Genomic DNA, 12,267 nt, shown 5'->3' on the forward strand with positions numbered 1-12,267 from the left:
GAACGGCCTTCTTCACAGCAGCCTTAGCCTTCTTGGCCGGCGCAGCTTTCGCCGCGACCTTCGTTACGGCTTTCTTGGCTGCCGGAGCGACTGGCTTGGCAGTCGCTTTCTTGGCGGCTTTGGCCGCCGGCTTGGCAATGGCTTTTTTCGCTGCGGGCTTTGCCGCAGCTTTGCTGGCGGGCTTCACGGCTGACTTGCTGACACTGGACTTGCTCGCCGGTTTAGACACGGGCTTGGCTTTTGATGCAGTCTTTTTGGTCGCCACCAGCTTCTCCTGCAGCACTGTCGTGTGGGTAAAATCGGACGAACGCAGCCTTCCGATAGCGCCGCGTTATAGCACCCACCCCAATAGGCGTCAATGAAATCCAAGCCCATGTGGCAGCCACGTGCGAGCCTCGAAACGCTGCGCCTGCGCGCACTTCTGATGCAGCGCGTGCGCAGCTTTTTCGCCGCGCGCGAAGTGCTGGAAGTGGAGACGCCGGTGCTGTCCCGTGCCGCCACAGTCGATCCGCAGATCGACAGCTTTTTCAGCCGACTCCCGGGCGACAGCGAACGCTGGTTGCAGACCTCGCCGGAGTTCGCGATGAAGCGCCTGCTGGCTGCCGGCAGCGGCCCGATCTTTCAGATTGCGAAGGTCTTCCGGGTCGATGAAAGCGGGCGCTTCCACAACCCCGAGTTCACGATGCTGGAATGGTATCGGCCAGGGTTCGATCACCATCGCTTGATCGATGAATGCGAAGCGCTGCTGGCGGCGCTTGATGGGCCAGCATCGTGCGCGCGGCTGAGCTATCGCGAAGCATTTGCTCGCGAGGCGGGGATCGATCCGTTTCTGGCTTCCCTGACCGAGCTTGAAACGCGCTGCGTGCAAGCGATCGGCCCGCTGCCGGCGATGCCCGCCATTGAAGGCGCTGATGCCGACCAATCCGCGGCCCGGGATTTCCTGCTCGATCTGCTGATGAGCCATGTCGTTGGCCCGCAACTGGGACAGGATCGTCCGGAGTTCCTGCTCGATTTCCCCGCTTCGCAGGCGGCGCTGGCGAAGGTCCGCCGAGACGTCGAGCCGCCGGTTGCCGAGCGTTTCGAGCTGTTCTGGCAGGGCATCGAGCTGGCGAATGGTTTCCATGAGCTGACCGATGCCGTCGAGCAGCAGCGGCGCTTCGAAGCCGATCAAGCCCATCGCGCTTCCAGAGGGCAGCCGGTGCCGCCGTATGACCCGCATCTGATCGCCGCACTCGAACACGGCTTGCCGCCGTGTGCCGGTGTCGCAGTCGGGCTGGATCGGCTACTGATGCTGCTGCTCGGCCTGTCGCACATCGGCGACGGGCTGGCCTTCGATGACGAACGCGCTTAAGTACGAAGGATGTCCCAGCCAAAGCGCGCTATCAGCACCGTGACCACGATGATGAACAGCATGCGCACGAAGCCGCTGCCTTTGGCGATCGCCAGCCGCGATCCCAGCCATGAGCCGGCGACGTTGAAGATCGCCATCGGGATCGCGTAGGCGTACAGCACGCTGCCATTGGCGACGAAGTAGGCGAGTGCCGCGAAGTTGGTGATCGTGTTCACCGCTTTCGCCGAGGCCGAAGCGGCCAGGAAGCTGAAGCCGAACAGGCCGACGAAGGCGAAGATCAGAAAGCTGCCGGTGCCGGGGCCGAAGAAGCCGTCGTAGAAACCGACGACCGCGCCGATCGCGAGGCCGGTCAGCAGTTGTTGGCGATCGTTCAGCCGCGGCGCATGCAGCTTGCCGAAATCTTTCTTCCACAAGGTGTAGGCGAGCACCGCGACCATCATCACCAGGATCAGCGGCTTGAGCTCGGCGTTGCCGATCAGGCTGACAGTGCGGGCGCCGAGAAACGAAGCCGCTGCCGCCACGGCGCCGGCCGGCAGCACCACTTTCCAGCTGATCGGCACATGGCGCGCGTACTGCAGCGTGGCGCTCGCCGTGCCCCAGATCGCTGCGAATTTGTTGGTACCGAGAATCACCGCCGGCGACAGCTGCGGCAGCAGCACGAACAACGCCGGAATCTGGATCAGCCCGCCGCCGCCGACCACGGAATCGATGAAGCCGGCGAGAAACGCGAAGCCGCAGAGCGCAATCAGCGTCGGCGTCAGCAGCTCCGCAAGGTCAAGCACGCGTTTGTGATCGACTCACAGCAGCTTGCTGACGGCTCCCGGAATCTTGTACCGCTTGCCGGCCAGCAACTTGTTGAGGATCTGGGTCAGCCAGGCGCGTGAAGCGGTGAAGCTCTTCAGCTTGATGTAGCGCGCCTCGCCTTCGCTTTCGATCTCGTAGCGTTCGACGGTGATCGTCACCGCATCGCGCTCGCCCTTGAGCAGGGCGCGCGCGGTGACCCGGTTGACCGAGGTATCGATGTTGACGTCGATGATCTCGCCGTACTCGCTGAGTCGGTCGTTGACGTAGGCCCTCAACGACATGCCGATGGCGCTGTCCTTCACGCCGCGTGCAATTCCTTTCAGCATGTTCGGTGCTCTTGGTTCAGAGGATGTCGGACGCGAATGCGGCCAGGCGCGAACGTTCGCCGCGCGCCAGGGTCACGTGGCCGCCGTGCGGCCAGCCGCGGAAGCGGTCGACGACATAGGTGAGGCCGGACGTGGTCTCGGACAAGTAAGGCGTGTCGATCTGCGTCAGATTGCCGAGGCAGATGATCTTCGAGCCGGGACCGCAGCGGGTGATCAGCGCCTTCATCTGCTTGGCTGTCAGGTTCTGCGCTTCGTCGATGATGATGTAGCGATTCAGGAAGGTGCGGCCGCGCATGAAGTTGAGCGAACGGATCTTGATGCGCTTGGACAGCAGATCGTTGGTCGCCGCGCGTTCCCAGTCACCGGCGTTGCTGGTCTGGGTCAGCACTTCGAGGTTGTCCATCAGTGCGCCCATCCACGGCGTCATCTTTTCTTCCTCGGTGCCGGGCAGGAAGCCGATGTCGTCACCGAGCGGCACGGTGACGCGGGTCATGATGATTTCGCGATAGCGCGGTTCGTCCAGCGTTTGCGCCAGGCCGGCGGCGAGTGCCAGCAAGGTCTTGCCGGTACCGGCGGCGCCGAGCAGCGACACGAAGTCGACATCCGGATCGAGCAGCAGATTGAGCGCAAAGTTCTGCTCGCGATTCTTGGCGTGGATGCCCCAGACCGGCGTCTTGCCGGCGCGGTAGTCGCGGATCACATGCAGCTTGGCGCTGTCGCCGTCGAGCGCCTGGACGGTCAGTTCGAGGCCGCGTTCGACTTCGTCCGGCAGGTACAGGAATTCGTTGACATGCCATTCCTTGACCTTCGGCCCGCTGACCTTGTAACAGGCGCGGCCGCGATCATCCTGCCAGCTGTCCATCTTCTCGCCATGCGTGGTCCAGAAATCGTCGGGCAGCTTGGCGTAGCCGGAATAGAGCAGATCGAGGTCATCGAGCACCTGATCGTTGTGGTAGTCCTCGGTGTGCACGCCGACGATCGCGGCCTTGATCCGCAGGTTGATGTCTTTCGACACCAAAGTGATCGTCCGCGACGGATGCTGGCTCTGCAGCCCGAGGGCGGCGAGCAGGATGTTGTTGTCCGGCTTGTTGCCCGGCAGCATTTCCGGCAGTGCGGCGGCCGACGGCCGGGTCTGGAAGAACAGCCGGCCGGACGATGGCGCCGTCGGTGTGCCGCCGGTGTGGCCGTTACCGTTGCCATTCGTGCCTTTGTTGACCGTGGTCGGCAAGGGAATGCCTTTCTCGATCTGCGCATGGTCCTTGCCGTGCATCAGGCCATCAAGGATTCGCGTCACCTGACGGACGTTGCGCGAGGTCTCGGAGGTGCCTTTCTTGCCGTTGTCGAGCTCTTCGAGCACGACCATCGGGATATAGATGTCATGTTCCTCGAAGCGGTACAGGCAGCTCGGGTCGTGCATCAGGACGTTGGTGTCGAGCACGAAGATTTTCTTTTTCATCGATTTCCGGGAGATGAAACAAACGAGCCGACACGCGAAGGACCGCGCATCGGCTCAGAAGGACGCTTGATGGATGTTCGGCAAGGGCGTCAGAGGGCGGTGACCGCCTCCAGCACTTCGGCGGCGTGGCCTTTCGCAGAGACCTTGCGCCAGTCTTTCGCGAGTTTGCCCTTGCTGTCGAACAGGAACGTGCAGCGGTCGATACCCATGTACTTCTTGCCGTACATACTTTTTTCAACGATCGCGCCGAAGGCATTGCACATCGCTTCGTCACCGTCGGACAGCAAGGTGAACGGGAAGCCGAACTTGGTGCAGAAGTTGTCGTGCGATTTCACGCTGTCCTTGGACACGCCGACGATGTCGGCGCCGGCCTTGACGAAATCCGCATACAGGCCGGTGAATTCCTGGCCTTCGACCGTGCAGCCCGGCGTGTTGTCCTTCGGATAGAAGTAAACGACCAGTTTCTTGCCCTTGAAATCCTTTGCCAGGCTGATGGTCTTGCCGCCGCTGGCCGCGAGCGTCAGCTCCGGCAGCTTGTCGCCAATCGTCAGGCTCATGCAGCTTGTCCTCGGTGAGTGGGGAATGATCGGGTGCGGTCTGTGGCGATCAGACTACACCCGGCTTGCGCAAACAAGACCGCAAGAATCAGGCCCTGAACGGGTGCTCAGGTTCAGCTTTTGATCGGGTCGAGCATGCCGTCGGCATTCAGATCGTCGCAGAGATCCATGAACGATTCGCGCAGGGCCTGCGGATGCTGATTGACCGGCACATGCAAGACCATCTGCACGCTGACCATGCCGGCGCCGGTATGGGTCGACTGGTACTTCTGGGTCGACATTTCCGCCACCTGCACATCCTGGCTGTGGAAGAACTCGAGCAGGTGGACCAGCAGATCTGGCTGCTGCGGTGCGATCACATCGGCGGCGTAAGGGCGGAATTCCGGATTCTGTTCGCGCATGTTGCAGCGCTGGAAACGGACCTGCAGCTCGAGCTTTTCGGCAATGCCGGGCAGGGCGGTTTCCAGGCGGCCGAGCGCGCTCCAGTTGCCGGAGACGACGAGATTGGCAGTCAAGCGGTCGCCGATCGGCGCGATGCGGCAATCCTCGACTTCACCGCCGCGCTCGCGGATCGCCTTGAACAGCTCCAGCGCGAGCTGGGGACGGGGTTGGCCGAGTACTGAAATCGACAGCAGGTTTTCTGGGGCGGCCATTGCGGGAACGGTTCGGGGATCCGGTGGTCTTGTAGGTCGGGACGTAGGTCGGCGTGGGCGAGGCCAGTGGCACAGGCGGGTGGCGATCGACGTTCCGTTATAATCGCAGTTTAGCCAATTCCGCACTCTCTTCCGAATGATCAAGGGCAGCATAGTCGCGATCGTGACGCCGATGACGGCCTCCGGCGAAGTCGATTTCGACTCGCTCGGCCGGCTGGTCGAATGGCATATCACCGAAGGCACCGATGCCATCGTCGCCGTTGGCACCACCGGTGAGTCGGCGACCCTGAGCGTCGACGAGCACCTCGCCGTGATCCGGAAAGTGATCGAAGTTTCGGCCAAGCGTGTGCCGGTGATCGCCGGCACCGGCGCCAATTCGACGACCGAAGCGATCGAGCTGACCCAGCTTGCCAAGGATGCCGGCGCCGATGCCTGCCTGATCGTCACGCCGTACTACAACAAGCCGCCGCAGGAAGGCCTGTATCGCCACTTCAAGGCGATTGCCGAAGCGGTGAATGTGCCGATCATCCTGTACAACGTGCCTGGCCGTACCGGCTGCGACATGTTGCCGGCAACGGTTGCCCGTCTGGCCGGCGTGCCGAACATCGTCGGCATCAAGGAAGCCAAGGGCGAGCTGTCGCGCGTGCGCGATCTGCTGGCACTCGGCTTGCCGGCCTCTTTCGCGCTGTACACCGGCGACGATGCGACTGCGCGGGAATCGATGCTGCTCGGCTTTCATGGCGACATCTCGGTCACCGCCAACGTTGCACCGAAGTTGATGCACCAGATGTGTGCGGCGGCGCTGGCCGGCGATGCTGTCAAGGCCGAAGCGCTCGACGCCAAGCTGGTACTGCTGCACAAGAATTTGTTTGTTGATCCGAACCCGATTCCCGCCAAGTGGGCACTGGAAGTGATGGGCCGGATTCCCGGCGGCATCCGCCTGCCGCTGGTGCCGATGAACCCTGACCATATCGACGTCGTGCAGACCAGCCTGCGCGCGGCGGGAGTGATTTGATGAGCTCGATGTACACGCGGCACGCGACGAAGCAAGCCGGCCTGCTGATGGTGGCGCTGTCGGCGCTGGTAGCTGGCTGCTCGACGACCTCCTACTGCTCCGGTCCGCAGCCGTACGAGAGCGCCGCCTCGATCACCCCGATCGTCGCGCCGGAAGGCATGCGCATCCCGACGCCAAGCACGGCCCTGAAGGTGCCGGAAGCGAAGACCGAATCGGTGACCTACGGCTTCTACGCTCCAGATCCCGCCAAGCCGGGCAAGAAGCGCATGTTCTGTCTTGACCAGCCGCCGGCCCTGACGCCGCAGGCTGAAGCCGCACCCGCAGCCGTAGTGGTGCCCGCAGCTGCAGCAGTCGCCCCCGCAGCCGCTGCGGAAAAATCGCCCTAAGACTCGGCCATTTCGTTAGAATGCCGCCGCCCACACGGCAGCAGCAAGACACGGAGAGGTGTCCGAGCGGTTGAAGGAGCACGCCTGGAAAGCGTGTATACGAGTCAAATCGTATCGCGGGTTCGAATCCCGCTCTCTCCGCCATTTGCGTAAAGGAATCAGCAGCTTACCAGCTGATTCCTGTTTTACCCATCATCTGACCCATCAAGCGGAGCTCACTGTTCCTATGTGGCCAGAATCATGATTCTGAAGGGCGTCTGGTCATGTTAACGAGGGGGCAGGCTGTCGACCGCTTGATGAAGCTCGTCGCTGACGGTCGAGCACTCGCAATCGTTGAAAGGGATGCACACGGGCAGGTTTTTTACGAGGTCGCTACGTTTTCCAGTTGGAAAGTAAGGGCGGCAGCTACGGTCCACGGGATCCTTCCCCAGAATCACCGACTGTTTCCAACCTTTGAGGGGATCAGCGGGGCTGCGTCCAATCGGGTGCGGCACTACATCGGTGCTCTCACTGGTTTAGCGGAGTCGATCGAGACCGGCTTGCTTGACGAGCTTGAGACTCAGATTGTCGAAAAGGTTTCCGCAGACGATCTCGCTGTCGCTCAGGAAGCATTCGATAGCAGCGGCACCAATCTGAGCTTTGTCGCGGCTGCCGTCCTAGCCGGCGCTACTCTTGAGAGGGCGCTCCGTCGCAAGTGCGAAGGCTTGGGCATCGACATCCTTAGGCCGAATGGCGATCGGAAAGCCATGAATGCTCTCATCGACGCATTGAGAGCAGCGAACGCGATCAGTCCGCTTCGAGATAGACAAATGAAGGTTTGGGCAGCGATCCGAAATGATGCCGCTCATGGCGACTTCGACAAGTTCAACCGTGGCGACGTCCAGGGCTTTCTGCGCGACTTGCCGGCGGTCCTGGCGGAACTCGCGTAGGGCTTGAGGCCGCCTTTTTGGCGGACTGCATGGGACTGTTTCGCAGAAGGGGGCTCATGCGTGCCAGGGGGGCATCGTGAAGGCGCCGAGCGACATGGGATTTCGACGTCGCGCACGCGCGTTAGGGAGTGAAAAAACCCGTTGCCGAGTACTGTTGCCTCGCGCGCGTACGCGTTGGGCAGCGAAAACCCATCGCTTACCTATTGATTAAATGAGGAAAGACCTAGGGTTATCGACAATCGGGTTGCAAAGTCGCGAACTGCAATCGCTCGTCATCAAGCAACTTCAGTAGGTGGATGAGCTCCTGCCGCTCGGCGATAGCCTCTGCCGACCGCGCTCCATGCTTCAGGGCGTTTTGAGCCGAGCGCGCTCTACCTGCTGTCGATCTAGGCCCGGTGGCTTGCTGCCAGGGTTGCCATTGCCGGATGGCTTCCGCCTGCCGCTGCCGACGTTTCGGGGTCCAACCGTTGCCCTTGCTCATTGGTCATCGCCTTTAGTTCGTTTGCCGGATCGCCCGAATCTTCCGTGCGCGCGTGCGAGACAGCTGCCGGCAGGGCGGCGCCGTTGTTCACCTGCTGATTGGCCGCGATGTTCTGCTGACGAATGAAGGAGGTCGGCTGGGGGTTCTTGATGTTCGCCAGCGTCTCCAGTGTTGCCCGGCACTGCCCCTGCGCTTTGAAGGCGAGACGTAGGTAACTCTCAGTGCTCTCCCTAGAATTAGCATCCACTGAGCCGCGACACACCATCCTGGTGAAGATGCTCTGCAGAACTTGCGCCTGATTGAACAGCATCAGTTCGACGCTCGAGAGATCTCCGCCGATGACTTGCTTCGATCTAGAGACAAGCTCACTCCGAATCACGTTGGCGTCCATAGGCCCAAAGCTGGGGCTCAGGACGCAGTCAATCGCAATCGTGGCCTGAGTTTGGAGTGAAAGCGCTGCCCTAGCCGTATGTGACTCAGGGGTTTCGCCTTTCTCAGCTGGCATCTTGTTTACTTCCGGATCTCCGGAGGCCTTCTTGGGCGCCTTGGTAGCGATTTTCTTGGAGGTCATGGACGGTCGCTTCTGGGGTTCACTTCAGAAAGCCGGCAGCGACCAACGGCTGCATCGCGCCATCGATCGCTGTTTCAACGAATGCTGCCGGCGCCTGCTTGCTGCTGCCCTCATTCAGCCTCTGGATATAGGGCAGGTTGTTGGTGATGTAGATCAGCGGGTATTCCTTTGCGCGGTCGACTACCGCAACTGCCTCCGCGAGGGTTTCGTCGTCGGTTCGTGGCTCGACGATTTCCCGCCGAGGCTCGTCGACGCTGGCAAGCCAGTTCGAGCGAGCCCGGCCAGATTTCACCGGCGTGGCCAGCACCAGCCGTGAATCGATGTCGAGCGCCAGCCGAAGGCAGAGAAGCCGGTGCTTCCTCGCGATGTCCCGAGCGATGCTCTGGGGGGCGGCGTCCCATCCCATGTCAGCACCCCACTTGGGCACGTCCAGCGCTTCCAGGCGTCATCCGATCAACCCTTCAGCCCTGCGGCCAGCGCGGCGCTGCACGCCACGAGAAACAGGGCTGGCGTTGTCCGTCAGCGCTTCAGCAACGATCCTGATGACGGTTTCGCCGTTGAGGCCTTGGCTCTCCTCTGCCTGGATGCTGGCGAGGTTCGAAACCGTGTTGCTGATGAGAATCTGGATCGGCGTTCTTGCCTCCGAAGCGCCGCCCGCGTTGCCATTGCTTGCAGGAATGACGTTGCCGTTCGCCCCGAAGAGGAAGTACTTGCCGTCGTCCTGGATGATCTCCGGCCGGCCCTTCTCACCGATCTCGAAGAACCTGGACGAGTCGACAGGGCCGCCGAGTTCACGGCCGCCGCCGAACTTCTGACTTTTGATCGCGGCGATCTGGGCAAGCCCGGCAACGCCGGCCGAAGCAGCCAGCGCGACACCGAGTGGGTATGGCGGCACGGCCAGCGCGTTGAGGACCGCAGACGCGGTACTGATGCCGGCCTGTGCGATGCTCAGGACTTTGGCGGCTTCGAATCCGCGCTTTGACCGAGCCAAGCCGGCTGATTCCGCCGCGGCGCTCAGGTTGGCGACGATCAGGCTTCCGGTCTGCAGATAGCTCTGCGTAACCTGGTTGCGCTGTTCCGCTCCTTGACGGGTTATTTCACTCAGCTTCTTCTCGTGCGCTTCCCGGGCCTTCTCGACAAGATCATTGATCGTCTCGCCTTCCTTGAGGCGGTTGCTGTCGCGCAGGGACGCTTCAGTGCCCCCTCTGAGGGCGCGCTCTCTTTGCTCGAACTTGCCTTCTTCAATAGATCGAAGAACATTTTGACTAAATTCGACCTGTTTGAACGTTCGCGGGATATCCGTCTGGCTTGCGATCCGTTGACCCCCTCCCGGTGCGGAAGGACCGTCCTGAAGCTCGTCTGCGGCCTTTCTGGCTGCATCGTTCAGTCGATCTTGTTCCACGACTTTTTTCTGCAGCGTATCCAGCCCCTCAAGCTCGATGGCAAGCTGTTCCTTGGCGGCTTCGCGACCCCTGAACTGGAAGTCCAACTCGCCAGAACGTAGCCGCAGCAGTTCGCGGCCGGCAGTCGTCAGCTCCTCACCGGTCTGCAGCTGGCGCTGAAGCTCTGCGGATTGATCCTGAGTGCCGCGGATCAGTTGATAGATCGTGTTGGCACGGCCTGCGTCCTGCTGCGCCATCTGCTTCTGCAGACGCTCCGAATCCGTTTCGAGCTTCAGGCCTTCGCGCTTCGCCTGATTCGCGAGCACGATCCTGTCGCGCTCCTTGGCAAGCTCGACGAGCAGATTCTTTTCGACATTGCTGGCGCCGCTGCGATCGCCCTTCGTGATCTCGTAGAGGGCTTTCTCCAGGTTGGTCCTGGCGCCGACCAGCGCCAGCTGCTCGCGAAGCTCGGCCGTCTTCTTCGTCTCGGCCTGTACCTGAAACTGCGCGCCGAAACCGGGCCCGAAGTCCTGCACGGCAGGGATCTTCGGCACAACTCCAGCGAAGTCAGGGAGGATCGACCGTGGCGCTTGTGGGATGGCGTTCCGAATGTCGCCGCGCGGCTCGTTGACGAAATCGAGCCCGCCGACCTTGTTCCGCTGGAATAGCATCCCGTTGTCGCGACGGAACAGGCCGTTGCCGAGGTCTTCCAAGTCGTTATTCTTGGCGACCGTATCGTTGATCGCACGAAGAAGCGTGGCGAATGCACCGGCGGTTCTGGATGCGCCTTCGGCGATCGGCGTGAAGAAGGTCTTCGCAAAGACAGCGCCCTCGGACTCCAGCGCCTTGAACCCGGTATTGAATGCCTCGATTTGGGTGGTCGCATCAGTGCCGAGCGTCTTGCGCAGCTCTGCTGCGAACTTCGGCAGGAATACATCCGAGGCGATGGCGCCTTGCTCAAGCAACTTGCCGAGTTCGCCGGTTGTGACGCCCATGGCGCGGGCGGCGATCTGGAATGCGCCCGGAAGACGCTCGGCGAGTTGTCCGCGGAGCTCCTCGGAACTAAGGGTTCCTTTGCTGATGATCTGCGAGACAGCAAGCAGTGAGCCCTGAACCTGATCGGCTGACAGCCTCAGCTTGCCGCCGGCCTCGGCGACGGCGCTGAAGATGTCTCGGGTTGCCTGCCCCTCGAGTGTGGTCCCCTTCGCAGAGGCAGCCAGCGACGAATAGGCGTTGCCGGTTGCCTGCAGATCGATCGACAGCCGGCGTGACGTATCCCGGATGAACTCGAATTCCTTGCCTGCAGCCTGGCTGCTGCCGAAGACTGTCTTCAGCCGGATGTCGAGGTTGTTCAGCTCGAGGCCGGCGCGGCCCGCATCGGCTGCGAATTCGGCGACCTTGAAGCCTGCGAATGCCACAGCACCGCCAGCGACCGTTCGGGATAGCGCCGCCATCGTCGAAGCAGCGCCGTCGCTGGCTAGCTTCACTCGGGTCAAGTCGTTGCCGACGACGCGCTGCTGCTCCGCATGAGAGCGCAGAACGTCGGTCAAGCTGATGAGCGCGCGCTCTTGCGATCGAGAGGCAGCAGTCAGGCTTGTCTGAGCCTTGATCAGTGCCAGGCTGCGCTTCTCGGCCCCGCTGAGGCTGCTCGCCGTGTCTCCAAGCTCCTTCCCGAGCTTGTCCATGGAACTGGTGACGTTGTCGCCGCTGGCTTTCAAGCGCGCCAAGCTGTTATCGATCTTTCGAACTTGAGGTTCGGCTTGGCGTCCGTCGATCTCGACGGAGTATGAAATTGCGGTCATGAGCTGCTCCTGTTCCGGACGCTGATCAGGCGGCTTTCTGGCCGGCCTTGATCTCGAGGTAGCGCTTCATCTCGGCTGCGCTGTGGTCGTTGAAGCCGAAGGCCTTGTAGCCTCGCTGCCGGCCTTCAGACGGGTGCGACACGATAGTGCTGAGAATCTCTTGGTTCCCCATGTTCGTGATCCTTCGGGCAATGCCGCCGAGTTGTGCAATGCCGCGCTGAGCCCATTCGATGGAAGCTTTTCCGGTATCGATGAACGCGGCTTCTTCCGGGTTCAATGCTCGTTTCGTGTCGCTCCAGATTTCGCGGATGCGCTGGGCTTCGATGTCGACCAATGCGATTGGCGAGAGGAGCAGCGCCATCTGAATGCGGACGGTCTCCGGGTTGCTCTCGAAGGTCTCCATCATCCGGAGGCGATCCGCTTGCGACTGTGACCGCCACCAGGTGCGAATCTCGATGTTCTCGGCGGCTGCAGCGCTATGCGTCGGATCCAGCGTTGGCAGTTTCACCAGGGCTTGCTCGCGAGCAAGGATCCGCTTCTCGAACCCGTCGACC

General features: G+C 61.8%; 14 protein-coding genes and 1 tRNA gene. 5 read left to right on the forward strand and 10 right to left on the reverse strand.

Going from position 1 to position 12,267, the window contains the following annotated elements:
- A partial coding sequence (locus tag Q0D45_RS17060; protein WP_293395509.1) for a hypothetical protein occupies nt 1-283 on the reverse strand: 283 nt, incomplete at its 3' end.
- Nucleotides 284-358: 75 nt separating this feature from the next.
- Here Q0D45_RS17060 and epmA point away from each other — a divergent pair.
- Nucleotides 359-1,351: an EF-P lysine aminoacylase EpmA gene (gene epmA, locus Q0D45_RS17065; RefSeq protein ID WP_293395511.1), complete on the forward strand. Its 993-nt coding sequence runs from the start codon at nt 359-361 to the stop codon at nt 1,349-1,351.
- Here the strand turns inward: epmA and Q0D45_RS17070 are convergent.
- From Q0D45_RS17070 to Q0D45_RS17090, 5 genes are all read right to left on the reverse strand, one after another.
- Nucleotides 1,348-2,133 (reverse strand): TSUP family transporter, encoded by a 786-nt coding sequence (locus tag Q0D45_RS17070; protein WP_293395514.1) that lies wholly within the window; start codon nt 2,131-2,133, stop codon nt 1,348-1,350. The two genes, epmA and Q0D45_RS17070, sit on opposite strands and share 4 nt — an antisense overlap.
- Before the next feature lie 15 nt (nt 2,134-2,148).
- Nucleotides 2,149-2,481, reverse strand: coding sequence for a hypothetical protein (locus Q0D45_RS17075; protein ID WP_293395517.1), 333 nt, complete (start codon nt 2,479-2,481; stop codon nt 2,149-2,151).
- A gap of 16 nt (nt 2,482-2,497) precedes the next feature.
- Nucleotides 2,498-3,937 carry a PhoH family protein gene (locus Q0D45_RS17080; protein WP_293395520.1) on the reverse strand — a complete coding sequence of 480 codons (1,440 nt, stop codon included), beginning with the start codon at nt 3,935-3,937 and terminating at the stop codon, nt 2,498-2,500.
- 89 nt (nt 3,938-4,026) lie between these two features.
- On the reverse strand, nt 4,027-4,494 hold the full coding sequence (locus Q0D45_RS17085; protein ID WP_293395523.1) for a peroxiredoxin: 468 nt from the start codon (nt 4,492-4,494) through the stop codon (nt 4,027-4,029).
- Between the two features lie 113 nt (nt 4,495-4,607).
- Entirely contained in the window at nt 4,608-5,147 is a 540-nt protein-coding gene (locus Q0D45_RS17090; protein ID WP_022975307.1) for an ACT domain-containing protein, read from the reverse strand.
- Nucleotides 5,148-5,283: 136 nt separating this feature from the next.
- On the opposite strand from Q0D45_RS17090, the gene dapA reads away from it, so the two are divergent.
- The 4 genes from dapA to Q0D45_RS17110 all read left to right on the forward strand — a co-directional run bounded on the left by dapA (nt 5,284) and on the right by Q0D45_RS17110 (nt 7,477).
- On the forward strand, nt 5,284-6,162 hold the full coding sequence (dapA, locus tag Q0D45_RS17095) for a 4-hydroxy-tetrahydrodipicolinate synthase (RefSeq protein WP_293395528.1): 879 nt from the start codon (nt 5,284-5,286) through the stop codon (nt 6,160-6,162).
- The gene (locus tag Q0D45_RS17100) at nt 6,162-6,548 is read left to right on the forward strand and encodes a hypothetical protein (protein WP_293395531.1); all 387 of its coding nucleotides are present in this window, start codon (nt 6,162-6,164) and stop codon (nt 6,546-6,548) included. Before dapA ends, Q0D45_RS17100 begins: the two co-directional genes overlap by 1 nt.
- A 52-nt stretch (nt 6,549-6,600) precedes the next feature.
- Nucleotides 6,601-6,692: transfer RNA gene (locus tag Q0D45_RS17105), tRNA-Ser, on the forward strand.
- 152 nt (nt 6,693-6,844) lie between these two features.
- Nucleotides 6,845-7,477: a hypothetical protein gene (locus Q0D45_RS17110; protein WP_293395534.1), complete on the forward strand. Its 633-nt coding sequence runs from the start codon at nt 6,845-6,847 to the stop codon at nt 7,475-7,477.
- 386 nt (nt 7,478-7,863) lie between these two features.
- Here Q0D45_RS17110 and Q0D45_RS17115 read toward each other — a convergent pair whose 3' ends face one another.
- From Q0D45_RS17115 to Q0D45_RS17130, 4 genes are all read right to left on the reverse strand, one after another.
- Complete coding sequence (locus tag Q0D45_RS17115) at nt 7,864-8,529, reverse strand: hypothetical protein (RefSeq protein ID WP_293395536.1); 666 nt, start codon at nt 8,527-8,529, stop codon at nt 7,864-7,866.
- A gap of 19 nt (nt 8,530-8,548) precedes the next feature.
- Nucleotides 8,549-8,935 (reverse strand): hypothetical protein, encoded by a 387-nt coding sequence (locus Q0D45_RS17120; RefSeq protein WP_293395539.1) that lies wholly within the window; start codon nt 8,933-8,935, stop codon nt 8,549-8,551.
- Nucleotides 8,936-8,974: 39 nt separating this feature from the next.
- A complete protein-coding gene (locus tag Q0D45_RS17125) occupies nt 8,975-11,713 on the reverse strand; it encodes a tape measure protein (RefSeq protein ID WP_293395542.1) in 2,739 nt (912 codons plus the stop codon).
- A gap of 25 nt (nt 11,714-11,738) precedes the next feature.
- Nucleotides 11,739-12,267 (reverse strand): hypothetical protein (locus Q0D45_RS17130; RefSeq protein WP_293395545.1); only part of this gene is annotated, 529 nt, incomplete at its 5' end.

This window comes from Nevskia sp., assembly GCF_023266035.1.
GTDB lineage: Bacteria > Pseudomonadota > Gammaproteobacteria > Nevskiales > Nevskiaceae > Nevskia.

Excerpts from the sequence above, each read along its gene's own strand:
- Q0D45_RS17075 (WP_293395517.1), bottom strand. The coding sequence starts at position 2,481 with ATGCTGAAAGGAATTGCACGCGGCGTGAAGGACAGCGCCATCGGCATG.
- epmA (WP_293395511.1), top strand. The coding sequence starts at position 359 with ATGAAATCCAAGCCCATGTGGCAGCCACGTGCGAGCCTCGAAACGCTG.
- Q0D45_RS17085 (WP_293395523.1), bottom strand. The coding sequence starts at position 4,494 with ATGAGCCTGACGATTGGCGACAAGCTGCCGGAGCTGACGCTCGCGGCC.
- Q0D45_RS17125 (WP_293395542.1), bottom strand. The coding sequence starts at position 11,713 with ATGACCGCAATTTCATACTCCGTCGAGATCGACGGACGCCAAGCCGAA.
- Q0D45_RS17110 (WP_293395534.1), top strand. The coding sequence starts at position 6,845 with ATGAAGCTCGTCGCTGACGGTCGAGCACTCGCAATCGTTGAAAGGGAT.
- dapA (WP_293395528.1), top strand. The coding sequence starts at position 5,284 with ATGATCAAGGGCAGCATAGTCGCGATCGTGACGCCGATGACGGCCTCC.
- Q0D45_RS17120 (WP_293395539.1), bottom strand. The coding sequence starts at position 8,935 with ATGGGATGGGACGCCGCCCCCCAGAGCATCGCTCGGGACATCGCGAGG.
- Q0D45_RS17100 (WP_293395531.1), top strand. The coding sequence starts at position 6,162 with ATGAGCTCGATGTACACGCGGCACGCGACGAAGCAAGCCGGCCTGCTG.
- Q0D45_RS17115 (WP_293395536.1), bottom strand. The coding sequence starts at position 8,529 with ATGACCTCCAAGAAAATCGCTACCAAGGCGCCCAAGAAGGCCTCCGGA.
- Q0D45_RS17090 (WP_022975307.1), bottom strand. The coding sequence starts at position 5,147 with ATGGCCGCCCCAGAAAACCTGCTGTCGATTTCAGTACTCGGCCAACCC.
- Q0D45_RS17080 (WP_293395520.1), bottom strand. The coding sequence starts at position 3,937 with ATGAAAAAGAAAATCTTCGTGCTCGACACCAACGTCCTGATGCACGAC.